This is a genomic window from Sphingopyxis sp. GC21 (assembly GCF_025727575.1).
In the GTDB taxonomy this organism is placed as follows: Bacteria; Pseudomonadota; Alphaproteobacteria; order Sphingomonadales; family Sphingomonadaceae; genus Sphingopyxis; species Sphingopyxis terrae_A.
This window is the reverse complement of record NZ_CP095845.1, coordinates 3,707,116-3,731,981: the sequence shown is the minus strand read 5'-3', so window position 1 is coordinate 3,731,981 and position 24,866 is coordinate 3,707,116. Positions and strand designations below refer to the sequence as shown.

Annotated in this window: 23 protein-coding genes and 1 tRNA gene; 10 read left to right on the top strand and 14 right to left on the bottom strand. The window is 66.2% G+C overall.

Features of this window, described 5'->3' with window-relative positions; genetic code table 11:
* Positions 1-5: 5 nt before the first annotated feature.
* Positions 6-79, bottom strand: a tRNA-Cys gene (locus tag MU856_RS18065).
* Positions 80-346: 267 nt separating this feature from the next.
* On the opposite strand from MU856_RS18065, the gene MU856_RS18060 reads away from it, so the two are divergent.
* The 3 genes from MU856_RS18060 to MU856_RS18050 all read left to right on the top strand — a co-directional run bounded on the left by MU856_RS18060 (position 347) and on the right by MU856_RS18050 (position 3,044).
* Positions 347-1,009: a protein-L-isoaspartate O-methyltransferase family protein gene (locus tag MU856_RS18060; protein ID WP_263588135.1), complete on the top strand. Its 663-nt coding sequence runs from the start codon at positions 347-349 to the stop codon at positions 1,007-1,009.
* A 32-nt stretch (positions 1,010-1,041) separates the two neighbouring features.
* Positions 1,042-2,526 (top strand): TolC family outer membrane protein, encoded by a 1,485-nt coding sequence (locus MU856_RS18055; RefSeq protein WP_412072803.1) that lies wholly within the window; start codon positions 1,042-1,044, stop codon positions 2,524-2,526.
* Between the two features lie 74 nt (positions 2,527-2,600).
* A complete protein-coding gene (locus tag MU856_RS18050; RefSeq protein WP_062901225.1) occupies positions 2,601-3,044 on the top strand; it encodes a DUF2497 domain-containing protein in 444 nt (147 codons plus the stop codon).
* Positions 3,045-3,047: 3 nt separating this feature from the next.
* Here MU856_RS18050 and nudC read toward each other — a convergent pair whose 3' ends face one another.
* Genes nudC through MU856_RS18035 form a run of 3 tightly spaced genes read right to left on the bottom strand, consistent with a single transcriptional unit; the run spans position 3,048 to position 6,225 of the window.
* Positions 3,048-3,917, bottom strand: coding sequence for an NAD(+) diphosphatase (gene nudC, locus MU856_RS18045; RefSeq protein WP_062901226.1), 870 nt, complete (start codon positions 3,915-3,917; stop codon positions 3,048-3,050).
* Positions 3,917-5,200, bottom strand: a complete 1,284-nt coding sequence (locus MU856_RS18040; RefSeq protein ID WP_062901227.1) for a serine hydrolase domain-containing protein — start codon at positions 5,198-5,200, stop codon at positions 3,917-3,919. Before MU856_RS18040 ends, nudC begins: the two co-directional genes overlap by 1 nt.
* The gene (locus tag MU856_RS18035) at positions 5,197-6,225 is read right to left on the bottom strand and encodes an A/G-specific adenine glycosylase (RefSeq protein ID WP_062903047.1); all 1,029 of its coding nucleotides are present in this window, start codon (positions 6,223-6,225) and stop codon (positions 5,197-5,199) included. Before MU856_RS18035 ends, MU856_RS18040 begins: the two co-directional genes overlap by 4 nt.
* 38 nt (positions 6,226-6,263) lie before the next feature.
* Between MU856_RS18035 and MU856_RS18030 the strand changes: the two genes are divergently transcribed.
* From MU856_RS18030 to smc, 4 genes are all read left to right on the top strand, one after another.
* The gene (locus MU856_RS18030; RefSeq protein WP_062903048.1) at positions 6,264-6,836 is read left to right on the top strand and encodes a DUF721 domain-containing protein; all 573 of its coding nucleotides are present in this window, start codon (positions 6,264-6,266) and stop codon (positions 6,834-6,836) included.
* A gap of 17 nt (positions 6,837-6,853) precedes the next feature.
* A complete protein-coding gene (locus MU856_RS18025; protein WP_263588133.1) occupies positions 6,854-7,573 on the top strand; it encodes a DsbA family protein in 720 nt (239 codons plus the stop codon).
* Between the two features lie 37 nt (positions 7,574-7,610).
* The gene (locus MU856_RS18020; RefSeq protein ID WP_062901229.1) at positions 7,611-8,357 is read left to right on the top strand and encodes a thioredoxin domain-containing protein; all 747 of its coding nucleotides are present in this window, start codon (positions 7,611-7,613) and stop codon (positions 8,355-8,357) included.
* A 140-nt stretch (positions 8,358-8,497) separates the two neighbouring features.
* Positions 8,498-11,941: a chromosome segregation protein SMC gene (smc, locus tag MU856_RS18015; RefSeq protein WP_263588132.1), complete on the top strand. Its 3,444-nt coding sequence runs from the start codon at positions 8,498-8,500 to the stop codon at positions 11,939-11,941.
* A gap of 9 nt (positions 11,942-11,950) precedes the next feature.
* Here the strand turns inward: smc and ubiA are convergent, their stop codons facing one another.
* The 4 genes from ubiA to MU856_RS17995 form a co-directional block, all read right to left on the bottom strand.
* Positions 11,951-12,871, bottom strand: a complete 921-nt coding sequence (ubiA, locus tag MU856_RS18010; RefSeq protein WP_263588131.1) for a 4-hydroxybenzoate octaprenyltransferase — start codon at positions 12,869-12,871, stop codon at positions 11,951-11,953.
* Positions 12,872-12,943: 72 nt separating this feature from the next.
* Complete coding sequence (locus MU856_RS18005) at positions 12,944-13,636, bottom strand: TadE/TadG family type IV pilus assembly protein (RefSeq protein ID WP_062901232.1); 693 nt, start codon at positions 13,634-13,636, stop codon at positions 12,944-12,946.
* A complete protein-coding gene (locus MU856_RS18000) occupies positions 13,627-14,223 on the bottom strand; it encodes a TadE/TadG family type IV pilus assembly protein (protein WP_062901233.1) in 597 nt (198 codons plus the stop codon). Before MU856_RS18000 ends, MU856_RS18005 begins: the two co-directional genes overlap by 10 nt.
* Complete coding sequence (locus tag MU856_RS17995) at positions 14,220-16,196, bottom strand: pilus assembly protein (protein ID WP_062901234.1); 1,977 nt, start codon at positions 16,194-16,196, stop codon at positions 14,220-14,222. Before MU856_RS17995 ends, MU856_RS18000 begins: the two co-directional genes overlap by 4 nt.
* A 204-nt stretch (positions 16,197-16,400) precedes the next feature.
* Here MU856_RS17995 and MU856_RS17990 point away from each other — a divergent pair, with 204 nt between their 5' ends.
* From MU856_RS17990 to MU856_RS17980, 3 genes are all read left to right on the top strand, one after another.
* Positions 16,401-17,147, top strand: coding sequence for a 16S rRNA (uracil(1498)-N(3))-methyltransferase (locus MU856_RS17990; protein ID WP_263588130.1), 747 nt, complete (start codon positions 16,401-16,403; stop codon positions 17,145-17,147).
* A 156-nt stretch (positions 17,148-17,303) separates the two neighbouring features.
* Positions 17,304-19,223, top strand: a complete 1,920-nt coding sequence (locus MU856_RS17985; protein WP_263588129.1) for a proprotein convertase P-domain-containing protein — start codon at positions 17,304-17,306, stop codon at positions 19,221-19,223.
* A 40-nt stretch (positions 19,224-19,263) separates the two neighbouring features.
* A complete protein-coding gene (locus MU856_RS17980; RefSeq protein ID WP_263588128.1) occupies positions 19,264-20,637 on the top strand; it encodes a glutamate--cysteine ligase in 1,374 nt (457 codons plus the stop codon).
* A 21-nt stretch (positions 20,638-20,658) separates the two neighbouring features.
* Here the strand turns inward: MU856_RS17980 and MU856_RS17975 are convergent, their stop codons facing one another.
* The 6 genes from MU856_RS17975 to rpmH form a co-directional block, all read right to left on the bottom strand.
* Complete coding sequence (locus MU856_RS17975) at positions 20,659-21,330, bottom strand: glutathione S-transferase family protein (protein ID WP_062901238.1); 672 nt, start codon at positions 21,328-21,330, stop codon at positions 20,659-20,661.
* A gap of 154 nt (positions 21,331-21,484) precedes the next feature.
* On the bottom strand, positions 21,485-22,135 hold the full coding sequence (gene yihA, locus MU856_RS17970) for a ribosome biogenesis GTP-binding protein YihA/YsxC (protein WP_263588127.1): 651 nt from the start codon (positions 22,133-22,135) through the stop codon (positions 21,485-21,487).
* Positions 22,132-23,883 (bottom strand): membrane protein insertase YidC, encoded by a 1,752-nt coding sequence (gene yidC / locus MU856_RS17965; RefSeq protein WP_062901239.1) that lies wholly within the window; start codon positions 23,881-23,883, stop codon positions 22,132-22,134. The genes yihA and yidC overlap by 4 nt, the downstream gene beginning before the upstream one ends.
* Positions 23,884-23,925: 42 nt before the next feature.
* Entirely contained in the window at positions 23,926-24,138 is a 213-nt protein-coding gene (yidD, locus tag MU856_RS17960; protein WP_003046687.1) for a membrane protein insertion efficiency factor YidD, read from the bottom strand.
* Positions 24,139-24,333: 195 nt separating this feature from the next.
* Positions 24,334-24,672, bottom strand: a complete 339-nt coding sequence (gene rnpA, locus MU856_RS17955; RefSeq protein WP_062901240.1) for a ribonuclease P protein component — start codon at positions 24,670-24,672, stop codon at positions 24,334-24,336.
* A gap of 41 nt (positions 24,673-24,713) precedes the next feature.
* Positions 24,714-24,848 carry a 50S ribosomal protein L34 gene (gene rpmH, locus MU856_RS17950; RefSeq protein WP_003046693.1) on the bottom strand — a complete coding sequence of 45 codons (135 nt, stop codon included), beginning with the start codon at positions 24,846-24,848 and terminating at the stop codon, positions 24,714-24,716.
* Positions 24,849-24,866: the final 18 nt, after the last annotated feature.

Here is a 24,866-nt window from a genome sequence, read left to right as displayed (position 1 = left end):
ATGGTTGGAGGCCCGAGCCGGAATCGAACCGGCGTATACGGATTTGCAGTCCGCTGCGTCACCACTCCGCCATCGGGCCTCGCGCCGAACGCCGCGGCCGCTATGTCGCGGGCCGGGCCGGGTGTTGGACGGCGCCGCTAGTGCGGGGCTTTGGCGGGCTTGTCAAGGATTCGCCAAGGCCCACTCCATTTCGCACGCATTTTCGCGCAATGCGGGGTTGGCGCCATCAACGCGGCCAGCTATGCGCGACGCAGCGCCGCGCGATGCTGTATTAGTATTGCAACACAGCATCGGTTCGGCTAGAACGGCCCCAAGCTTCAGGGCCCCAGAATCGGAAAACAGGCTGATGGCGACGAAATTGAACGAAGTGACTGCTGCGGACATGCGGGCTGCGATGATCGATAGCCAGCTGAGAACCAATGACGTGATCGACCCGGCGGTCGTCGCGGCGATGGGCAGCGTGGCGCGCGAGGCGCATGTTCCCGCGGCGTTGGCGAGCGTCGCCTATATGGACCGCGCGATCGCGCTGGGTCACGGCCGCGCGCTCAACGCGCCGCTCGTCACCGGCCGCCTGCTGGTCGCCGCCGATATCCGGCCGGGCCAGCGCGTGCTGCTGATCGGTGCGGCGACGGGCTACACCGCCGCGCTGCTCGCGGCGCTCGGTGCGTCGGTCGTCGCGGTCGAGGAGCAGGCCGACCTGCTCACCGCCGCCAGCGCCGCAACCGACAATCCCGCGATTCGCTGGGTCGAGGGTCCGCTGGCCGCAGGCGCCCCCGGCGAAGCGCCCGTCGACCGCATCCTGATCGACGGCGCGATCGAACAGCTTCCCGACGCGTTGGCAGCGCAGCTCGCCGAAGGCGGCAAGCTGGTCGCCGCGCGGCGCGAAGGCAGCGTCACTCGGCTTGTCCAGGGCGTCAAGACCGCCGGCACGCTGGCGCTGCGCGCCTTTGCCGACATGGATGTCGCGGCGCTTCCGGGTTTCGAGGCCCCCAAGGGTTTTCGCTTCTGAGAGCCCTCCCTCCCTTCAGGCTGAACCATATCATGCACGACATCGACACAAAAATGACCGGACGACGCGCCCGCTGGCTGGCGGGCATGGCGCTCGGCGCGCTGGCGCTGTCGTCGCAGGCGCAGGCCGAGACGCTGCAGGGCGCGCTCGCCAAAGCCTATGAGAATAATCCGACGCTGACGGCGGCGCGCGCCGGGCAGCGCGCGAATGACGAGAATGTTCCGATCCAGAAGGCATCGGGCCTGCCCTCGGTCGGTGCCAGCGTCGATTATCAGGAAAATCTGGTCATCCCGGGCAACAGCTTCGTTTCGCCGGGCCGCGTCCTGTCCGCAGGCAGCCAGCTCAGCGTGCCGATCTATCAGGGGGGCGCGGTGCGCAACGCGGTGAAGGCGGCCGAATATCGCGTCGAGGCCGGGCAGTCCGATCTGCGCGCAACCGAAGCGAGCATTTTCTCGCAGGTCGTGGGCGCCTATATGGACGTGATCCGCGACCAGGCGATCGTCCAGCTCAATCAGAAGAATGTGGCGGTCCTCAAGACCAATTTGCAGGCATCGAGTGACCGCTTCGAGATCGGCGATCTGACGCGCACCGACGTCGCCCAGTCGCAGGCCCGGCTTGCGCTGGCCGAGGGCGACCTGCGCGGCGCCGAAGCCAATCTGATTCGCAGCCGCGAAAATTATGTGAAGCTGGTCGGCGATGCGCCGGTCGATCTCCAGCCGCCGCCGGCGCTACCCAATCTCCCCCAATCGGTTGAGGATGCGGTCGCGATCGCGCTCAACAACAATCCCGACATCGAAGCGGCAAACCAGCGCATCAACGCATCGCGCGCCGACATCAGCGCTGCGCGGGCCGCCCGCATGCCCAAACTGTCGGCGACGCTGGGGGGCGGCTACAACAATAATCTCCATTCGATTCCTGCCGGCAACACCGTGGCCGAGAATACGACGAAGAGCGCCGCCGCCGGCCTGTCGCTGACGCTGCCGATCTTTCAGGGCGGCCGCCCGTCGGCCCAGGTGCGCCAGGCGCAATCGCGCAGCAGCCAGGCGATTGAAACCTATGTTGCCACCGAACGCGACGTGATCGCGCAGACGCGCGGGGCCTATGCCGCGTGGCAGGCGAACGAGCGCGTCATCGCCGCGACCGAGCAGGCGGTGGGCGCCAATGCCCTGTCGCTCGAGGGGGTGCGCGCCGAAAACAGCGTCGGCACGCGCTCGATCCTCGACATATTGAATGCCGAACAAGAATATCTGAACGCGCAGGTCCAGCTCGTCTCGGCGAAGCGCAACAGCTATGTCGCGGCTTTCTCGGTCCTCGCCGCGATGGGCAAGGCCGAAGCGCGCGACCTGGGGATCGAGGGCGGCGCGCTCTATGATCCGGCGGTAAATTATCGCCGTGTTCGCGGTCAGATCTGGGATTGGGCCGACGATCCGAAGCCGCAGCAGCAGGCCACCGATACGCGCAGCGTCCCCGCCGCCGATGCCAGCGTGCCTGCCGTGGAGCCGCTTCCCCAACAATAAGACTTGGCAAGCCCGCCCGCGCGCCGGTATGAACATGGTTAACCGGTATTTCCGGTCGAACTTAGGGGGCAAGCATGGGCGACATGTCGCGGGAGCCATCGATGGAAGACATTTTGTCGTCGATCCGGCGCGTCATCGCGCGTGACGAGGCCCCTGGGGCGCGCGCGCAGCGTGCGGCGGTGCCGAGCGAGGATATTCTCGACCTCAACGAAGAGGAAGAAGACGCCGTCGCCGAATCGGCCCTTGACGACAGCGGCGCCGCGACCGCGCAGGAAGAGCTGGTGTCGGTTGCCAGCGCCGATGCCGCGCGTCAGTCGCTCGAAGCGCTCACCGCCGCGATGGCGCCAGCCGCGGCCGCGGCCGCCGCGACGGTGCCCGCAGGGGGACGCAGCCTCGAGGATGTCGTCGTCGACGCGATGCGGCCGATGCTCAAGCAATGGCTCGACGCCAATCTGCCGGCCATGGTCGAATCGATGGTGGCGCGCGAAATCAGCCGCATCACCGGCAAGCGCCTCTAAGGCTCAGGCCGCCCAATCCTCCAGCAGATAGCGCGCGATCGCCAGCGGCGGCGGTGCCATGAAGCTCGCGCCCATGTCGCCGGCGAGCGCCGCGCGCACCTCCGCACGGTCGACCCACATCGCCGCTTCAAGTTCGGTGGTGTCGATCGTCAACGCGGCGTCGCGCGCGACCGCGCGGCACCCGATCATCAGCGACGAGGGGAAGGGCCAGGGCTGGCTCGCCACATAGGATACATCGGACACGGCGATGCCCGCTTCCTCGAACAATTCGCGCGCCACCGCTTCCTCAAGCGATTCACCCGGCTCGACGAAGCCCGCGAGAGCCGAAAAGAAGCCCGGCGGGAAGCCGGGCTGGCGGCCGAGCAGCACGCGGCCATCATATTCGGCGAGCATGATGACAACGGGGTCGACGCGCGGGAAATGTTCCGCCCCGCAAGAGGCGCAGCGGCGACCCCAGCCGCCCCGGAACAATTCGGTCGGTGAACCGCAAACGGCGCAGAACCGGTGCCGCGCGTGCCAGTCGACGAGGCTGCGCGCGCCGCCGTAGAGCGCCGCTTCTTCGGGCGACAGCATCGGGAGCAGCCGCATCACGGTGCGCGAACGCGCATCGACGCGCCCTCCGGCATGCGCCTCGCGCACGAAGCGGGGCGCGCCGCTATCGTCGATCCCGAGCAGCAACAGCGCACGCTCGTCGGCCGGATCAAGCGCTTCCCATATCAGCCCGCCGCCGCTGCCCGGCACCGGATCGATGCCGTCAAGCAGCAGGCAGGTCGCGCGCGGATCGGCGATCGCCGCCGCGAAAGCATCGGGATCGGTGCGGAGCCGGTCGGCGCGGTCGAGCCGCGCCCCGGTAAAGCCGAGCGGCAGCGGCATCAGGCCATCACATCCTTGTAAAAGGCCTTGCCGAAGTCGCGTTGGAAGGGCAGCGCCTCCGACGGCATATATTGGGTATAGCCGCCGACGCGATAGCCGCGGCGGCGATCGACAAAGGCGATGGTGCCGGCCGCACCGCCCCAGCCATAAACGCCTTCGCCGGTCGGCGATCCGGCCAGCGACACGCGGCCGCCGGCGCCAAAGCCCTCACCGTCGATGAACGTATTCTTGCGATCAACCGAATCGGCGAGCAGGTTCGACATGCCGAGCCGCGCGGTTTCGGGCTTCATGATCCGCACGCCGCCGGTTTCACCTTCGCCGAGCAGCATGGCGAGGAACCGGTCGTAATCGCGCGCCGTCGAAACGAGACCGCCGCCGCCATAGGGCATCGGCGGCGGGTCGAGGTAGATCGAGCTCGTCGCGGGGTCGATCGGCAGCAGCACGCCGCCCAGCGGCGCATAGTTGGTCGACAACCGCGCTTCTTCGTCGCCGGTGACGCGAAAACCGGTGCTCGCCATCCCGAGCGGATCGAAAATGCGCGCCTTCAGAAAGGCGTCGAAGGGCTGACCTGAGACGACCTCGATCACGCGGCCCATCAGGTCGAGCCCGACCGAATAGCTCCAGCGGGTGCCGGGTTCATAGACGAGCGGCAGCGTCGCGAGCCGGTCGGCGAAAACCGCCAGGCTCGGCGCGGGGGTGGTCGGCGGGAAGCCTGGAATCGGCAGACGGCTGACCTGCCCGCCCAATATCCCCGCTTCGTTATAGGCGTCGCGGAGCGGCCCCTTCTGGACAATATTATAGCCGAGCCCGGCGGTGTGGGTGAGAAGCTGGCGGACCGTGATCGGCCCCTTCGCGGGGTGCACGTCGGTGATCGATCCGTCGGGAGTGTTCTGCACCTTCATCGCCGCAAAGGCCGGAAGGAAATCGGCGATCGGCTGATCCAGCGTCATCTTGCCGTCCTCGATCAGCAGCATGGCCGCCATGCCGGTGACCGGCTTGGTCATCGAATAGAGGCGCCAGATCGTGTCCGGAGCCACAGCGCGCTGCGAATCCATCGCCTGCTTGCCTGCGCCCAGATAGTCGGGCGGCGCCTGATCCTTGCCTATCGCAGCGATAGCGCCGGCGAGTTCGCGGCGGTCCACGAATCCCTTGATGAAGGCGTAGGTCGCCGGATAGAGCGCCTCGGCATTGGTCCAGGCGAAGGCGGCGCGCGGCAACAGCGTCGCGCTGCCCCCCAGCGCCAGGCTGCCGAGCAGCGCGCGGCGCGAAATCATCATCGTCATCGGTCACTCTCCCGCATCTTGTCGACCAGTTTGCGATACAGCGTCGGCAGACCGGCCGCGTCAAGCGCCGAAATCGGCCACCACTCACCTTCCCCTGCGGCATCCTCAACTCCGCGCCGGACGAGCGTCAATGTGAGGTCGAAATGGGTGAAGCCGTGCCGCACGGAGACGGCTCCGTCGCCGGATGCGGGCGGTTCGTCCCACGTACCGCCGGGCAATGCCCGCATCCCGCCGAGCATCCCCTTGTCGGGGCGCCGTACCAGCCACAGCCGCGCATCCGATTCTATCCACCAGGCGCTTCCGTGGCGCTGCGGCTTCGCCTTTTTGGGCGGCTTGACCGGAAGGGATTCGGCGGTGCCGGCCGCAAATGCGGCGCAGTCGGCGGCGAGAGGACAGCGGGTGCAGGCGGGGCTGCGCGGCGTGCAGATCGTTGCGCCCAGATCCATGAGAGCCTGCGCGAAGTCGCCGGGGCGATCGCCCGGAACGAGCGGCGCCAGCGCGGCACGGATCGCGCGCTTTGCCGCCGGCAGCGGCGTGGTGATCAGCCGGTGGCGCGCGATCACCCGCTCGATATTGGCGTCGACAACGACCGCGGGGCGACCAAAGGCGATCGCCGCGACCGCCGCCGCGGTGTAATCGCCAACGCCCGGCAAGGCACGCAAGCCCGCCTCGCTGTCCGGAAAAAGACCGTCATGATCGGCGACCACCGCCCGCGCGCAGGCGAGCAGGTTGCGGGCGCGGGCATAATATCCAAGGCCCGCCCACGCCGCCATTACGTCCGCGTCGTCGGCCGCCGCGAGATCGGCGACGTTCGGCCAACGTGCGGTAAAACGGGCGAAATAGCCTGCGACAGCAGCAACGGTCGTCTGTTGCAGCATCACTTCGGCGAGCCAGATGCGGTAGGGATCGGGCGTCACCACGCTCCCTGGCGCGATACGCCAGGGGAGGATGCGCGCCGCATGGTCGTACCAGGCGAGCAGCCGCGGCGCGAAATCCGCGTCGGCCGCGATATCGGGGTCTGGCATCTGGACGCTCACCCCCCGCCTATGGCATGGCGGCGGCGATGGCGAAAGCAGGCTCCAGCGACGGCGACAAGTCCCCTAAAGCGCGCACGAAGAAGGCTGCCAAAAAGCCGCCGGCGCGCAGCTATGAGCGGCCGCGCGGCGGCGAGGCGCGCGCGATCGCCGATATGGTTCCCGAAATCGGCCGGACCGCCTTTCGCAAATTCGGCTTCATCCAGTCGTCGGTCGTCAGCCGCTGGCGAGAAATCGTCGGCGATCGGCTCGCCGATGTCACCCAGCCTGCGATGATCCGCTTTCCCGCCGGACAAAAGGCGGGCGGAACGCTGCATCTGACGATCAGCGGCGCGCATGCACCCATGCTGCAGCATGTCGCCCCCGATATCGTCGCGGCGGTCAATCGCTTCTTCGGCTATGCCGCGATTGCGAGCGTGCGCATGACGCATGGTCAGGTCGCGCCCGCCCCCGCCCCCGTTCAGCAGCCGGCAATGCTGAAGCCGGTACCCGCCGAACTGGGGGATAGCCTGCGCGACATCGGCGATCCGGAACTCAGGACCGTGCTCGAACGCATGGCCGCCGGGCTTGCCAGCGCGCCGAAACTCCCGCGCATCAGTTGAAGGAAGACGGCACGTCCATGCCCAAGATATCCGGTCGCACCCTGTCCCGCCGCACCGCCATCGGCGCCCTGTCGATCGCCGCGCTGTCGCTGGTCGCCGCCGCGCCCGCCGCTCCGGCGCCGGCCTGGTCGTCGAAGATCAGCACCAGCGCGATCGGTGCCTATATCGTCGGAAACCCCGCCGCCAAGGTGCGTCTGGTCGAATATTTCAGCTATACGTGCACCCACTGCGGCGAATTTGCGCGCGACGGCGACGTCCCGCTCAAGGCCCAATATATCGACAAGGGGCTGGTGGTCTTCGAATATCGCAACCTCGTTCGCGACCCGGTCGACCTGACCGCAGCGCTGCTGGCGCGCTGCGGCGGCGCCAAGGCCTTCGCGGCCAACCACCACGCCATCTTCATGGCGCAGCCGGTCTGGCTGACGAAGGTGCAAAAGGCGCCCGAAGCCATGGTCAAGAGCTGGTATGTCGGCACCGAGAGCGAACGCGCGCGCAAGATCGCGGCCGACACCGGCCTCGGCGCGCTGATGGCGAAACGCGGCTACACCGAGGCGCAGATGAACGCCTGTTTCGATAGCGAGGTCACGCGCGCCGAACTCGAAGGCATGACCAATATCGGCCTGGGTGCCGACCATGTGCGCGGCACGCCGGCCTTTTTCATCAATGGACGCCACACCGACGTGACCGTCTGGTCCGCGATCAAAACGCAACTCGACGCGGCGCTGAAGGCCTCGTAAAAGCCCGTTCACGCGAATTATCCGGAGACTATCCCCAATGACCAGATTGCCCCTTCGCCCCATCCTTCTCGCTTCGATCGGCGCCCTTGCGCTCGCCGGTTGCGGCAAGGGCACTACCGACCAGTCGAAGGAACAGGCGGTCGTCGCCAAGGTCGCGGCGCCTGCGGGCAAGCAATGGTCGACAACGGTCACCAAGACCGCCGAGGGCGGCTATCTGATGGGCAACCCCGACGCGCCGATCAAGATCATCGAATATGCGTCGCTGACCTGCTCGCACTGCGCCGATTTCTCGAAGGAAAGCCACGAAGAGATCAAGCGCGACTTCATCGACAGCGGCCGTGTCAGCCTGGAAGTGCGCAACTTCATCCGCGACCCGCTCGACGCGATGGCCGCGGCAGTCGTGCATTGCGGCCCGGTCGATCGCTATTTCCCGCTGCAGGAAAATGTCTTTGCCTCGCAAGCCGAACTGTTCGCCGGCGCGCAGGCCAATCCCAAGGGCGGCGAAGCCGCGATGGCGCTGCCCCCCGCGCAGCGCTTTCCCGCGCTCGCCAAAGCCTGGAAGCTCGAAGAATTCTTCCAGTCGCGCGGCGTAACCGCCGACCAGATCAATGCCTGCCTGTCGAACGTCGACAATATCAGCAAGCTTGAGCAGATGACCAACAAGGGCATCGAACAGTTCAAGATCCAGGGCACGCCGACCTTCGTCATCAATGGCCAGGTCGCCGAGGGCATCACCACTTGGGGCCCGCTGCGCGACCGCCTGCGCACCATGGGCGCCCGCTGAAGACAATAGCCCTCCCCGTCGCGGCGGGGAGGGCGGCACCCCTTGCGACTCGACCGCCCACGCGCCATGACGGTGCCAGGGGGATATGTGACAGCAAGGTTGCACCGGCTCCGATTCGCTGACCTGCACGAGGTGGCCTCGTGCAGATAAGACGCCTGCGCCTGACCGGTTTCAAAAGCTTCGTCGAGCCAACCGAATTGCGGATCGAACCCGGGCTGACCGGCGTCGTCGGTCCGAACGGCTGCGGCAAATCGAACCTGCTCGAAGCGATCCGCTGGGTGATGGGCGAATCGAGCCCCAAATCCATGCGCGGCGGCGGGATGGAGGATGTGATCTTCGCCGGCACATCGCAGCGCCCGCCGCGCGATTTTGCCGAGGTGGCCATCCATTGCGATACCGAAGGCAATGTCGTCGCGGGCCTGTCCGACGCGAGCGAAGGGCATGAACTCGAGATCATCCGCCGTATCGAACGCGGCGCGGGCAGCGCCTATCGCGCCAACGGGCGCGACGTCCGCGCCAAGGATGTCGCGCTGATCTTTGCCGACGCCGCGACCGGCGCGCACAGCCCCGCCCTCGTCAGTCAGGGCAAGATCGCGAACGTCATAGCCGCCAAGCCGACCGACCGCCGCGCGATGCTGGAGGAAGCGGCGGGCATCGCTGGTTTGCACGTCCGCCGCAAGGATGCCGAGCAAAAGCTGCGCGCGACCGAAACCAACCTCAATCGCCTGTCCGAAATCGTCGCCGACATGGAAGTGCGAGCAAATGCGCTGCGCCGTCAGGCGCGGGCGGCGGAAAAATATCGCAAGCTCAGCGACGATATCCGTATCGCCGAAGGCCGGCTGATCTACGCGCGCTGGCGCGATGCCGCCGCCGCCGCCGATCAGGCGCGCCGCGAAGCCGATGCCGCCGAAGCCGCCGTGAAGGCCGCGCAGACCGAACTCGAAACCGTTTCCGCCGCGCAGGTCGAAGTGGCGACGCGCGTCGGTAGCGCGCGCGCCGAGGCGCAGGCACAGCGCGATGCGCTCGCCGAGGCGACCGCGACGCTTGTCCGACTGCAGGGCGAGGAACGTGCCGCGCGGCAACGGCTCGACGATCTGGCGGCGCAGCAGGCGCGGCTCGCCGAGGACCGGGCGCGCGAGGGCGAATTGGCGCGCGACGCCCATGCCGCCCTGACCGCGCTCGACGCCGAGGCGAAGCGTCTCACACAGGACATTGCCGCGCACGACGCGGGAAAGGCGGCGCTGGTCGAGGCGCATCAGGCGGCCCAGGCACGCCTCCGCGATGCAGAGGTCGCACTCGCGCAGGCACGGGCGAAGGCGGCGAGCGAAGCCGCCGATCGCCGCATCGCGGTGTCGGCGCGCGACACGGCCGAAGCCGCCGTCCGGCGTATCGCCGGCGACCGTCAGCGGGTCGAGGCCGAAATCGCCGCGCTGGGCGACAGCGCCGCCCTCGCCGCGACGCAGGCCGAAAGCGTCCGCGGCGCCCAACAGGCCGAAGCGGCGATAATTTCCGCGGAAAGCGCGCTGCACGAGGCCGAGGCCGACCGCGAAGCGATCGCGGCCGATCTTGGCGCAATCGATGCCGGTCTTGCCGAAGCACGCGCCGCGCTCGCCGCGCTCGACGGCGAGGCGGCAACGCTCGAACGCGCGCTCGCCGCCGCCCGCACCGACGACGACCGCATCCTCGACCGGCTGCGCGTGACGCCGGGCCACGAGGCGGCGCTCGCCGCCGCGCTCGGCGATGATCTCGACGCCGGGACCGACCGCGCCGCCACGCGCAGTTGGGGCGCCGCCGATGCCGACAAGAACGACCCGGCGCTGCCGGAAGGCACGCAACCGCTCGCGGCGTTCGTCCAGGCGCCCCCGGCGCTCGTGCGGCGGCTCGCCCAGATCGCGGTTGCCGATCGCGACACCGGCCAGCCGCTCGCGGTCGGGCAGCGGCTCGTCACCCTGGACGGCGTGATGCGCCGCTGGGATGGCTTCGTCACGCGCGGCGACGGCGCGACGGCGACCGAGCGGCTGCAACGGCAGAATCGCCTCGACGCGCTCGCCGCACAGCGTCCTCAAGTCGAACTCGGGGTTCAGGAATTGCAGGATCGGCGCCATGTTGCGGCAACGCAGCTTGCCGAGCGAACCGACGCCGCCGCCGCGGCGCGCAAGGCGCTCGCGAGCGCCGACGAGGCACGCCGCACTGCGCTGCGTGCCGCCGATCAGGCGCAGGCCGCGCTCGACCGTCACCGCGACGCCGCCGCGCTGTTCGACCGTCGGCTCGCCGAAATTGCGGCGGCCGGGAGCGACGCCGCTGCGGACCTCACCGCGAAGGAGGCGGCGCTCGCCGCGCTCCCCGACGACAGTCTCGCCCGCGCGGCGCTTGAGGGTGAAGAAAGTGCAACCGACCGCGCGCGCAGCGACGCCAATGGCGCACGCGACGCGCTCGCCGATCATGAGCGCGCCCTTGCCGGCCTCAGCGAGCGGCACGCGGTCGTCGGCGCCGAGATCAAGAGCTGGAAGGCGCGCGCGGGCGAAGCGGCACGGCGCGTGACCGACATGGACAAGCGCGCCGACGCGCTGACAGCCGAAGCCGCGAAGCTTGCGGGCCTGCCCGAAAAGCTCGCCGCCGATAGCGAAGCTGCTGCGGCCCGGCAGACGGAGGTGCGGGGTAAATTGGGCGCCGCCGAGGCGCAGGAGCGCGAAGCCGAAGCGGCGCTGCGCGAGGCCGAAGCGGCGCTAACGACGATCCGCGAGCGCGTCGCCGCGGCGCGCGAGACACGCGCCGGCGCGGTGGCACGCTCCGAAAATGCCGAGCTGCGCCGCATCGAGATGGGGCGCCTGTCGGGCGAGCGCTTCGAATGTCCGCCCCCCTTGCTACCGCAGAAGGTCGGGTTCGAGGGTGATGGCGTCGACGATGCAAATGCCGAGTCGGCCGCGCACGACCGGCTGATCGGCGAACGCGAGCGGTTGGGCCCGGTCAACCTCGTCGCCGCCGACGAGCTTGCCGAACTCGACGTCGAACGCGAACGAAGCGCCGCCGAGATCGAGGAGCTGCAACAAGCGGTCAACCGGTTGCGCGGCTCGATCGGCAACCTCAACCGCGAGGGCCGTGTTCGCCTGCTCGCCGCCTTCGAGACGGTGAACGAACATTTCCAGCGCCTGTTCACCACGCTGTTCAACGGCGGGCAGGCGCATCTCGAACTCGTCGATTCGGACGATCCGCTCGAGGCCGGGCTGGAGATCATGGCGCAGCCGCCGGGCAAGCGCCTCGGCACGCTGACTTTGCTCTCGGGCGGCGAACAGGCGCTGACCGCCGTCGCGCTGATCTTCGGCCTTTTCCTGACCAATCCGGCGCCGATCTGCGTCCTCGACGAAGTCGATGCGCCGCTCGATGACGCCAATATCGAACGCTTCTGCGACCTGCTCGACCGAATGACGCGCGAGACGAAGACCCGCTATCTGATCGTCACCCACAATGCGGTGACGATGGCGCGCATGCATCGCCTGTTCGGAGTGACGATGGTAGAGAAGGGCGTCAGCCGCCTCGTCTCAGTCGACCTCGGCGGCGCCGAAGAACTGCTTGCGGCCGAATAGGCGCCCGCGTCAGGGGGCGCTGCCGACCACCAGCATCGCCGCGAAGACCAGCAGCCCCGCAAAACGATTGCTGCGGAATTTGGCGAGCGCGTCGGCGCCATTGTCGGGATCGAGCGTGACGACCTGCCCCGTCAGATGCAGCGCGGCGGGGATCAGGGCGACAAGCACAAGGGCATCGGGACGAACATTCAACAGCGCGCCCGCCCAGCCGCCGAGCGCCACAACGTAGCAGAGCGCGACGCCGACCTTCACATGCCGCCCCATCGCGCGCGCGCTCGATTTCACGCCGACGAGCGCGTCATCCTCGATATCCTGAAGCGCATAGATGGTATCATAGCCGATCACCCAGGCGATCGTTCCCGCATAGAGGAAGGGCAGCGCCAGCCCGCCTTGATCGTTCGCGCCGCCGCCGACCGCGATCCAGCCGACGAGCGCCCCCCAACTGAAGACAAGACCGAGCCATGCCTGCGGCCACCAGGTAATCCGCTTCATGAAAGGATAGGCGGCGACCAGCGCGAGGCTGGCCACCGCGACGATCTGCGCCGGCAGGGGCAGACGCAGCAGCACGACGAGCCCGATCATCGACAGCAGCAATGTCCACATCAGGGCATTGCGCACCGACACTTCGCCGCTCGCGACCGGGCGCACCGCGGTGCGCGCCACCTTCGCGTCGAGATCGCGGTCGACGATGTCGTTATAGACGCAGCCCGCGCCGCGCATCACGATCGCGCCGAGCAGCATCCACAGCAGCAGCGGCCAATGCGACCAGGCCCCGCCCGCCAGCGCCAGCGCCCATGCGCAGGGCCAGTAGAGCAGCCACCAGCCGATCGGCCGGTCGAAGCGCGCAAGCAGCGCATAGGGGCGCATGCCTGCGGGCAGGATCGCCAGAAAGCCCTGATGCTGGCTGTCGGGGGTATGCGTCGCTGTCATCGCCGCCCGCGCGATAGCAGGGGGCGCGGCGACAATAAATGGGGCATCGGCGTCCGGCCGCGCCCCGGTCGATCAGGTGCAGGTCATTTTCGTGGCCGCGGGGGACGGATTATAGACGCCGTCGCCGCCCGCCGGACCCTGCAGATCGCGACCTTCGCGGATATTGAAGGCCGCGGTCGTGCGGATGACGCGCGGCCCAAGCCAGGCGGCGAAGGCAAGCGGCTGATATTGGTAAGTGACTTCGACGAACATCACGGCGGTCCCGGTAGCCGCAGTGACTTCCGCGCCCGGTTTCCCCATCCCTTTAAAGGCGGTGCCCGTCTTGCCGGTCCCTTGCAGACCATAGGCCGAATTCACCGGATAATTCCCATAGCAGCGTTGCCAGTGGATCCACTGGCCGCCGCTCGAATTGCGCTCAAGGCTCGACAGGATGATGCGGCCGTGGGCCTTGAAGTCCAGCCCGCGCGACTGCTCCTCGACGCCTGCGAAAACCTCGTTGATATCGACTTCGCGCACCCGCGGCAGCGACAGGTCACTGCCATAGGCGATACGCGATGCGTTATCGGCGGCGCTCAGCGCCACCTGGCTGATGCGCGTGTTCGCCAGCGTCAGATTGGCGATCTCCAGCCCCCCGAAGCCCAGAAACACGAGCAGCGGCATCGTGAAGGCGGTTTCGATGAGCACGACGGCCTTGTCGTCGCGCGCGAAGCGCACCAGCCGGGCGGTGCGGCGCCGGGCGTGGGCAAGGATGCGGTTCAGTTGCATATCACCTTACTCGTCACGGTGTTGACGTTATACGGCTGGTTGCGGAGCACGGTCGTCGCGTAGAGATAGGTTTCCGGGGGCTGGCCGAGCATGCGCCACACCGGCAAAATGCGTTCGAATTTCATCTTCGCGGTATAGAGCACGACATCCTCGGCGCCGCCGTTGCCGTTCGCGCCCTGATCGGCATCCCAACTATTGTTGCCGTTGCGATCTTCGAAACATTCGCCCGAATCATACCGGTTGTTGTTGTTGGCATCGGTGAAGGGTTCGGGCTTGCCGACGTCGTTGAAGCTTTCATAGGATTTGCGGGTGAAGGTCACCGGGGCGCCGGGAAAGACATTCTGAACCTGATCGCGCACCGCCGCGTCGATGAGCGTCTGGTTGGATGCCGCCGATTCAAGCGTCGAGGCCCGCGCCGCGTTGCTGACGGCGCCCTGCAGCACCTGCTTGGCGTACATCTGCCACGTATAATCGAACAGGCCCATCAACAGCAGGATGAAGACCGGCGCGATCAGCGCAAATTCCAGGATCGCGGTGCCGCGCTGGTGGCGGCGAAGGCGGCGGAGGAGCGACGGTATCCGGATCATTGCGAGAGCCTCAGCTTCGAAATCTGGCGTGCGATCGCCTGGAAATTGTCGTTGAGCTGCGAAGCGTTGGAGGCTTCATAGGCCTTGCCCGGCGTCGCACAGGTCGTGAGCTGCGAGTTCAGCGAGGTGCCGAAGCCGACCACCCAGATGGTGATATTCTTCGCCTTTGCCTTTTCGCAGAGCTGGAGGAAGCGGTTGTTGTGCCGGTCGGTCAGATTGCTGTCGCTGGTCCCGCCGACACGCTGCATCGTCCATTCATAGCCCTGGAAGGTCAGATTCCCCATATTCGCCGACATGTCGCCGTCGGTCATGAAGACGATATGGCGGCTGATCGGGCGCTTGTTCGGCGCTTCGGCATTTTCGTCGGCGAACATGCCGTCGGGCGACAGGAGGCGGATGCCCCAGACCATGCCCGAATCATGATAGGTGCCGCCGACGGGCTGCAAGGCGTTGATGTAGGTGTTGAAGCTGGAACGGTCGCTCGCTGTCATCGTCGTCAGCTTCATCGACGGCGCGGGGCAGACGCCCCAGCCGCTGCTCCAATATTTGGAGTAACGCTGCCAGCTGCCGCCCGACGTGCTGTCGCTCGACACGCTGCTGCTGCTGACGTTGAGCGAACTCGTCGTGCCCGACGTCGACGGATTTTTGGCGCGCGGGAAGGCGATTTCGGGAATCAGCACTTTCCACTTGGTCCCGTCGTCGCTCGTCGGCGCGCTGTCGACATCCATGTCGCGGGCGCCGGCCGGCGCGGTCTGCGTCGGACCGAAGGCGACGGTTTCGCGCTCCATGACGCATCCGCCCCAGGTGGCCGAATAGTTGGTGCCGCTGTCGCCCGTGTCGGTGACGATCGCCGAGCCCGCCTTCGCCTGCGTGACATCGAAAACGCGATCTTCGTACCGATATTTATTATCGAAAGTCTGGATCGGCTCTTCGGTGGTCGTCGTCGTCGAGGTGCGCGTATAGGTCGCCACGCGGCGCTGCAGGCGGCACCTGTTGCTCGACCAGGTGTACTGGTAATTATAATAGGTATAGGTCTGCGAGCTGTTGTTGGTCGTGACGCGGTTGCCGTTGCTGTCAAAGGTCTGCCCGGTCTGGTTGACGGTCGGCGACCCGCTTGGCGACGGCGTCGTATCGGCCGGCGGCTCCAGATTGCCGCAGCTGCTGCTGTTCTGACCGCTCACCGTGCTGACGTTCGACCAGCTGCCATAGCTGACATTGCCGGTCGACGAGCCATTTTCGACGGTCTGGCCATTGCCGTAGGTGATCTTGAAGATCGGCGTGCGCGAAGGCAGCAGCACATTGTTCGAAAGCCAGTCGGGATTCTTTGCATAGAGAATCTGGCCGACATTGGCGCTCGAGCTGTAGGGCACGACGCCAAAACGCAGGCGGCCATCGCCGATATCGGCGGTGGTCAGCGTGTCGAAGAAGTTCATCGTCGCGGTCTTGAGCGCGCTGATGCGATTAACCGTGTCGCCCGAATTGGTCGTCGCCATCGATCCGGTAACGTCGAGCACCATCATGATGTCGGCGTTCGAGATTTCGAGCTTCGCCGTGCAGTTGACCGCAAGGTCGAATTGCTTGGTCCCGAATATCTTCATGATATCGGTGGGCAGCGTAACCTTGGCTTCGCCGACGACGTTCGACGTCCCCTGCGCCTTCGATTTGAAATCGACGCCGCTGCTCGCGTACATGCCCGACGGGAAGTTGAAGGCGAACATCTTGTTCGCTTCGCCTTCGGCGTTCGAATCATAGTCGCCGCCCTGCATCGCGCGGCGTCCCGCGAGCACGCCCGCGTCGCACGCCTGTTGCAGGCGAAGCTCGGCCATATAGGCGCGGCCGATATCGACGCCCGACCCCACGAGCGCGACGATCGGAACGAGCGCGCCCGCCGTCAGCATCATCGTGTTGCCGCGCGTATCGCGGCAGATGGTCGAGATGCCGGCCCGCAGGCGGCTGAAAACGGTCCCTCGCATGGTCTAAAACCCCTCTTGGCCCGGCCGCGCGACCCACCAGATGCGCGGCTGGTAGCCTTGCACCTAGGGGGAAACTGCTTACCAAATCGCTAATCGGCCTGACCGGGAATGGCGGTTTTTCGGGGATTCTGGCCCGAAACGGAACAATCGGCACTGTACAAAGCAAAAGATGCGCGAAGATTGTGCCTCTGCTATCGCCCAGCCATGCCCGCGACACCTGCATGGCCGCCCGCCAGCACGCCCCGAATCTATACCGACACGCCGCTTGCCGCCGGCGCGATGGTGGCGCTCGACGGAGCGGCGGCCCATTATCTGCTTAACGTCATGCGCGCGAAACCGGGCGATCCGCTGCTACTGTTCGACAATCGCAGCGGCGAGTGGCTCGGCGCGGTCGCCGAAGCGTCGAGGCGGACGCTTTCGATCCGCATCGAACACCAGATGCGCCCGATCGAACGCGTGCCCGATCTTTGGCTCTGCTTCGCGCCAGTGAAAAAAGCGCGGCTCGACTGGATCATCGAAAAGGCAACCGAGCTCGGCGTCGCGCGGCTCCAGCCCGTCATCACCGAACGCACGATCGTCGAGCGCGTGAAGCAGGAGCGGCTCGCTGCACAGATTGTCGAGGCCTGCGAACAATGCGGCCGGACCGCGCTCCCCGACCTCGCCGATCCGGCCAAACTGCCGCAGCTGTTGAAAGACTGGCCGGTGGGTCGCACGCTACTCTTCGCCGACGAAGCCGGCGGGGTTCCGCTCGCTGCGGTCGCGGCGCCCGCCCCCGCTGCCATTCTGACCGGCCCCGAAGGCGGTTTCACCGACCGCGAACGCGCGATGCTGATCGACCATGATGCCGTGAAGCGTATCGCACTTGGACCGCGTATTTTGCGGGCCGAAACCGCCGCGATTGCAGCAACGGCGCTATGGATGGCACAGCATGGCGACTGGCGCGGCGGTTAAAAGCTGTTTCATACTGAAACAAGAATGCTGCCAAACTGGCAGTTATTAACTGCAAATTAGGGATGTCGCGGGCAGAGGGTCGCCATGCAACGGCGGGACCAAAGCCGAGGACGCTGGCGTGGGGGCCAGCGGACGCTGCCAATCAGGGCATGGACCATGTTCCTGTGGCTGGCGATGGCGCTCGTCGTTGCACCCGCTGCCCATGCGCAGACCACCACGACATACAGCAACACGACGGGCGGCGTGATCAACAGCGGCACCCCCTGTTCGTCGCCGCTCGTCCGCAATTTCACGGTATCGACAAGCTATATCGTCGGTGACGTCGATCTTGGCGTCCTCGCAACCCATACGTGGCGCGGCGACCTCAGGATCACATTGCAATCGCCGGCAGGCACGCGGGTCCAGCTTGTCAACGGCGACCCCAACAATATTTCGGGCGACAATTTCAACGTGCGGCTGAACGACGGCGGCGCGCAAACGGTCAACACCGACGGCAATACCGTAACCCATTCGACCAGCGCGCCGCCTTACCAGAATGACTTCAGCCCCAATTCGCCGCTGTCGGCATTCAACGGCGAAAATGCGCAAGGTACATGGCGGCTCGAGATTTGCGATCAATATCCGCAGGCGGACAATGGCAATTTCGTCCGCGCCGACCTGTATCTGACCAGCCTGCCCGCCAACTATGCCGATCTGTCGCTGACCAAGAGCGTCAGCAGCGCGGCTCCGGCGACGGGATCGAGCATCAGCTATACGCTGGCTGTCACCAATGCGAGCGGATCGCTGGCGACCGCGACGGGCGTCACCGTGCTCGACACGCTGCCCGCAGGCTTCAGCTTCACGAGCGCGGCCGGATTCGGCAGCTATAACAGTACGACCGGCGTCTGGACGGTCGGCAGCGTCCCGCCGGGTGCGACCCGCACGCTGACGATCAGCGGCACGGTCAACGCGACATCGGGTGCGACGATCCTCAACAGCGCCGAAATCACCGCCTCCTCGGCGCCCGACATCGATTCGACGCCGGGCAATGGCGCGACCGGCGAAGATGATTATGCCGCAGCCAGTTTCACCGTCTCGGGCAGCCGCGTCGCGGGCGTGGCGCCGGTGCTGATCTGCCCGGCCGGATCGACGCTGCACGATTGGGACAGCGTGAGCTGGTCTGCCGGCACGACGAGCGGCAGCTATGCGCTGACCGCCATCGGGACGATGAACTTCAACATCGCGATCAGCGGCGGCAGCTTTCTGAGCAACGCCACCTATGGCGGCCAGTCGCCGACGCGGCAGAATGTCGTCACCGGCGGGCTGTCGCCTGCGCAAAATTCGATCTTCGAGATCGTCGACTTCACAAGCCAGGCGGGCGCCGTCACGTCGACGATCAGCCTGCCGACCGCGGTGCCGGGCGCGCAGTTCACGCTGTTCGACATCGATTATGCCTCGGGCCAGTTCGCCGACCGCGTGACCGTCACCGGCAGCTTCAACGGCACCACCGTCTATCCAACGCTGACCAACGGCGTCGCCAATTATGTCGTCGGCAACAGCGCCTATGGCGACGCGACCTCCGCCGACGGCAGCGCCAACGGCAATGTCGTCGTCACCTTTGCCGCGCCGGTCGACACCATCACCGTCGAATATGGCAGCCACAGCCTTGCCCCGGCGAACCCGGGGCAGCAGGGCATGGCGATTCACGACATCAATTTCTGCCGTCCGATCGCCAATCTGCTGATCGCGAAGACGAGCAGCATCGTCAGCGACCCGGTCAACGGCACGACCAATCCCAAGGCGATTCCCGGCGCCACCATGCGCTATTGCCTGCTGGTGACCAACGGCGGCAGCGCGACTGCGACGGCGATCTACGTCGCTGACCCGCTGCCCGCGACGACCAGCTTCGTTCCCGGTTCGCTGCGCAGCGGCACGAGCTGCGCGGGAGCGACGACCGTGGAAGACGACAATGCCACGGGGGCAGACGAAAGCGACCCGTTCGGCGCCGCGATCGCGGGGACAACGGTGTCGGCCTCGACCGCGGCACTTGGCCCCGGCAGCGCCTTTGCAACGGTCTTCGACGTAACCGTCAACTGACCCCTTCCAAGATGCCGCGAGGCCGCTTACATGCGCTGCCATGAGCACGCGGCAGGTTTCAGATCAAAACGATCCCATCATCGAAAGCCGCGACCAGCTCGCGGCCCCCATGATCAAGGGCGAAAAGCCCAAGGAGCGGTGGCGGATCGGCACCGAGCACGAGAAATTCGTCTATCGTACCAGCGATCACCGGGCGCCAAGCTACGACGAACCGGGCGGCATCCGCGACCTTCTGATGGCGCTCACGCGTTTCGGCTGGGAGCCGGTGATCGAGGGCGGCCATGTCATCGCGCTCGCGGGCAGCGACGGCACCGTCAGCCTGGAACCCGCGGGCCAGCTTGAACTGTCGGGCGCGCCGCTCGAAAATCTGCACCAGACCTGCGCCGAAACCGGCCGGCACTTGAAGCAGGTCAAGGAAGTTGGCGCCGAGCTCGGGCTCGGGTTCCTCGGCGTCGGCATGTGGCCCGACAAGACGCGCGCCGAACTGCCCATCATGCCCAAGGGCCGCTACAAGATCATGCTGAACCATATGCCGCGCGTCGGCAGCATGGGGCTCGACATGATGCTGCGCACCTGCACCATCCAGACCAACCTCGACTATGCGAGCGAGGCTGACATGGTGCAGAAGTTCCGGGTGAGCCTGGCGCTTCAGCCGCTCGCGACCGCACTCTTTGCTTCCTCGCCCTTTACCGAGGGCCGCCCCAACGGCTTCATGTCGTACCGAAGCCATATCTGGACCGACACCGATCCGGCGCGCACCGGTATGCTGCCCTTCGTGTTCGAGGATGGCTTCGGCTATGAGCGCTATGTCGATTACATGCTCGACGTGCCGATGTATTTCGTCTTCCGCGACGGCCAATATATCGACGCCGCGGGTCTCAGCTTCCGCGATTTCATGAAGGGTGAGCTGTCGGTCCTGCCGGGCGAACTGCCGCGGCTTTCCGACTGGAACGACCATCTCTCGACCGCCTTCCCCGAAGTGCGTTTGAAGAGTTTCCTCGAAATGCGCGGCGCCGACGGCGGCCCGTGGAACCGAATCTGCGCCTTGCCTGCACTCTGGGTCGGGCTGCTCTACGACAGCCAGGCGCTCGATGCCGCATGGGATCTGGTCAAGGGCTGGAGCATTGAAGAACAGCAGGCGCTGCGCGATGCGGTGCCCAGCGAGGGCCTCGACGCGCCGGCACCCGGCGGCGGGACGCTCGGCGAACTCGCGCACCGCGTCCTCGCCATCGCGGCGGCAGGCCTGGCGGCGCGGGGCGAGGTCAATTCGATGGGCGATAACGAGGTCGGCTTCCTCGAACCGCTGCGGCGTATCGCCAAGAGCGGCAAATCCCCCGCCCACGACCTGCTCGACCGGTACGAGGGTGCCTGGCATCACGACCTGTCGAAAATCTACGACGAGCAGAGTTTCTGAGCGCGCTGCTGTGTCGGTGCGTCAGTCCTGCTGCGCGCCTTCGAACTGTTCGATGACCCAGTCTTCGGCCTGCGCGCCGCCGATCCATTCCTGCATATGCGGATGGCTGACGACCGCCTGGCAATAAGGCAGGGCAAAGCGCGGCAGAGGGATCGAATAGGTGATGAAGCGCGTCACGACCGGCGCGAACATCATGTCGGCGGCCGACCAGTCGCCGAACAGATAATCGCCCTCGCCCCCGAACCGCGCGCGCGCCTCGGCCCAGATCTGGAGGATGCGGACGACGTCGGCCTGCACCTCGGGCAACAGCTCCGCGGCGGGGTAGATGCGGCGGATGTTCATGCTGTGGTGGCGGCGCAGCGCCGAGAAGCTGGCATGCATTTCGGCCGCCATCGACCGCGCCATTGCGCGCGCCGCCATGTCGGCGGGCCAATAGCCGCGGGCGCCGTCCGTTTTTTCGTTGAGATAGTCGATGATCGCCAGACTGTCCCAGACGACGATATCATTGCCGTCCCACAGGATCGGCACCTTGCCGCCCGACGGCGCGAATTCATCGCCCTCGCGGCGGCGATTCCAGTCCTCGTCATAGAGCGGAACGGTGACTTCCTCGAACGGCAGACCGCTGTGCCGGGCGGCGAGCCAGCCGCGCAGGCTCCAGCTCGAATAGGCCTTGTTCCCGATGAAGAGTTTCATGCGGTCTCCATATTCCCCTCCCGCTTGCGGGAGGGGCCAGGGGTGGGCGCGAGCGGAGCGAGCTTCGGTCGCGAAATCACCCACCCCGCTGCGACTAGCGAGCAAGCTCGCAAGTCTCGCTGCCCCTCCCGCTTGCGGGAGGGGAAACATTTCGTCAACTCTCCACCGCCTCCAGCACCGCGGTGCGCAGCTCGGCGATGCCCATGCCCTTTTCGCTGCTCGTCACGATCACCTCGGGGTGCGCGGCGGGATGTTTGCGGGCCTCGGCCTCGGTGGCGGCGTGGACCGCGGCGAGTTCGCTCGCCTTGATCTTGTCGGCCTTGGTCAGCACGACACGGTAGCTGACCGCAGCGGTGTCGAGCATTTCGAGCACCTCGCGGTCGACATCCTTGAAGCCGTGCCGGCTGTCGATCAGCACCAGCGTCCGCTTGAGCACCTGGCGCCCACGCAGATAGTCGTTGACCAGAAAACGCCACTTCTTGACGACGTCCTTGGGCGCCTTCGCAAAACCGTAGCCCGGCATGTCGACAAGGCGGAACACCAGCGGATTGCCGACGTTGAAATAGTTGAGTTCCTGCGTGCGCCCGGGCGTGACCGAGGTGCGTGCAAGCCCGTTGCGATTGGTCAGCGCGTTGAGCAGCGACGATTTGCCGACGTTCGAGCGGCCGGCAAAGGCAATCTCCGGGACGCTCGGCGCAGGCAGATGCTGGAGTGCGGGCGCCGATTTCAGAAAGGCGATCGGACCCGCAAACAGCTTGCGGGCGCGTTCGCCGCGATCTTCGGCCGCCGGATCGATCTCGCTCACTTTACCGGCGCCGCCCGGAGTTGCGGGAATTTGCGATACATCCACTGCTGCTGCGCGATCGACAGGCAGTTGTTGGTGATCCAGTAAAGCAGCAGGCCCGCCGCGAAGGGCGCCATGATGAACATGAACATCCACGGCATGATCTTGAACACCTGTTGCTGCACCGGATCGGTTGCCTGCGGATTGAGGCGGAACTGCAGGAACATGGTGATGCCCAGGAGCAGCGCGAGCGGCCCGAGCGCGAGCAGCGACGGCGGCGTGAAGGGCAGCAGGCCGAAGAGGTTCAGGAAGTGCAGCGGATCGGGCGCCGACAGGTCGCGAATCCACAATGCGAAGGGCTGGTGCCGCATTTCGATCGTCAGCATCAGCACCTTGTAGAGCGCATAGAAGATCGGAATCTGGATGACGATCGGCAGACAGCCCGCGAGCGGATTGATCTTTTCGTCCTTATAGAGCTTCATCAGCTCCTGCTGCATCTTCGGCTTGTCGTCCTTGTGGCGTTCCTGCAGCGCCTTCATCTTCGGCTGGACGAGGCGCATCTGCGCCATCGAATGGAACTGACGCTGCGCGATCGGGAACATCAGACCGCGAATGATGACGGTGAGCAGCATGATCGCGACGCCGAAATTGCCGATCTGGCGGAACAGCCAGTCGAGCAGCTTGAAGATCGGCACTTCGAAAAATTCGAACCAGCCCCAGTCGATCGCGTTCGACAGGCGCGTGATGCCCTGCTGGTCCTGATAATGCGACAGGATGCTGACTTCCTTCGCGCCGGCGAAGATACGGCTGGTCGTCGACACCTGCGTTCCCGGCGCCACCTGTTTGAAGTCGCGCGCGAACAGCGTCTGATAATTGTCCGCCGCCGGAGCGGTGATCGACGCGGTGACGCGCTCGCCCTTCGCCGGGATCACCGCGGCGAGCCAATATTTGTCGGTGAAGCCAAGCCACGCCGCCGAATTATATTTGAAGGCGCCGCTTTCATCGAGATTCTTGTAATCGACATCGAACACTGACTTGCCGTCCAAATAGCCGGTCGGGCCAACGTGGATCGTCCAGCTGTCCTTTTCGTGCGGGTCGGTCGGCTTGCCGAGGCGGTCGATCAGCGCGAAGCTGCTTGCCGCGACCGGCGCGCTGCCCGCGTTCGCGATCGTCTGCTTCGCGGTGATCAGATACTTGTCGTCGATGCTATACTCGACGCGGAAAGTCTGGCCGGTCGAATTCGACCAGCTGAGCGTCACCGGGGTCGCCGGGGTCAGCTTCGTGCCGCTGGCGGCCCACAGCGTCGTCGGCCCCGGGACCTCGATCCCCTGCGCCGACCAGCCGACGCTCGCAAAATAGGCGGCCTTGCTGTTGCCCGGCGCGAACAGACGCACCGGCGGCGCATTCTTTTCGATCGTCTGGCGATATTTGGTCAACGTGATGTCGTCGATGCGTGCGCCCACAAGGTTGATCGACCCCGCGAGCGACGGGGTTTCGATCGGCACCCGATTGCCCGTGGCAAGCGCCGCCTCGACCGGCAGAATCGTCGTCTTGGCGACCGGCGCCGCGCCCGCGGGCGTGCCGGATGGGGGCGCGCTGGCGGGCTGGCCTTGTGGCGCCGCGGGGGTCGCACCGGGCGCGCCAGCGACGGTCTTGGTCACGTCGGGCTTTGCCGGGGTGGGAAAGAATTTCTCCGAAACGAAATTCCAGCCGAGCAGGATCGCCACCGACAGTAAAATTGCCGCGATCAGGTTACGCTTGTCGTCCACGCTCTTCGGTCTCTCTTCTGGTCAATGTGGGGAAATGCCGCATCAAGGTACGGGGTCGTAGCCGTGGCCGCCCCAAGGATGGCAGCGCAATAGCCGCTTTGTCGCCAGCCAGCCACCCTTGATCGCACCATGGCGTTTCAGCGCGATGATCGCATATTCGCTGCACGACGGCGCATAGCGGCACGTCGGCGGCAGGATGCGCGACGGGCCTAATTGCCAGGCACGGGCGATCAAGATGAGCAAGCGGGCAATCATTGGAAACACCCGGAAAACTGAGCAACTTCACACGCGATTGCACCAACTGCCGCGCCATGACCCGCGTCGGGAAGGGGCCCGGCGCGCATATCCGCAGAAAACTGCGCAACTTCATCCGCGATTCGCGGTTTGCGGTGTGGCGCGGGCGGGATCATGTCTGGACGCTATGCCATCGCAACAATGTAGGACAGCCGGTCATTTCGCCAGCTTCCTTGCCGCGCGCTGCAGCGCCGAATCGAGATGCTCACCCAGCTCGGCAAAAGCGATGTCGTTGCCGCCCGGCCGCCCGATCATCACATGGTCGGCGCCGGCGATTCCCCGCGCGGGGATCGCCGCGCGGGCGAGCGCGCGGAAACGGCGCTTCATCCGGTTGCGGGTGACGGCGTTGCCAACCTTCTTGCTGACGGTAAAGCCTATGCCCGGCGCATCGTCGCCGTCGCCGCGCGGACGCACGAGCAGGACAAAGCCGGGCATGGGAAAGCGAAGGCCGCGGTTGGCGGCCAGAAATTCGCTGCGTTTGGAAAGCGATCGCACCAGCCCCAGCTCCTTTTGGGCTGGCGGCGAAGCGTCGGCGATTAGGCCGACAGCTTCTTGCGGCCGCGCGCGCGGCGGGCGGCGAGAACCTTGCGGCCGCCGACGGTCGCCTTGCGGGCGCGGAAGCCGTGACGGCGCTTGCGCACGAGGCGGCTCGGTTGATAGGTGCGCTTCATCGCGGTATCCCCAAATTC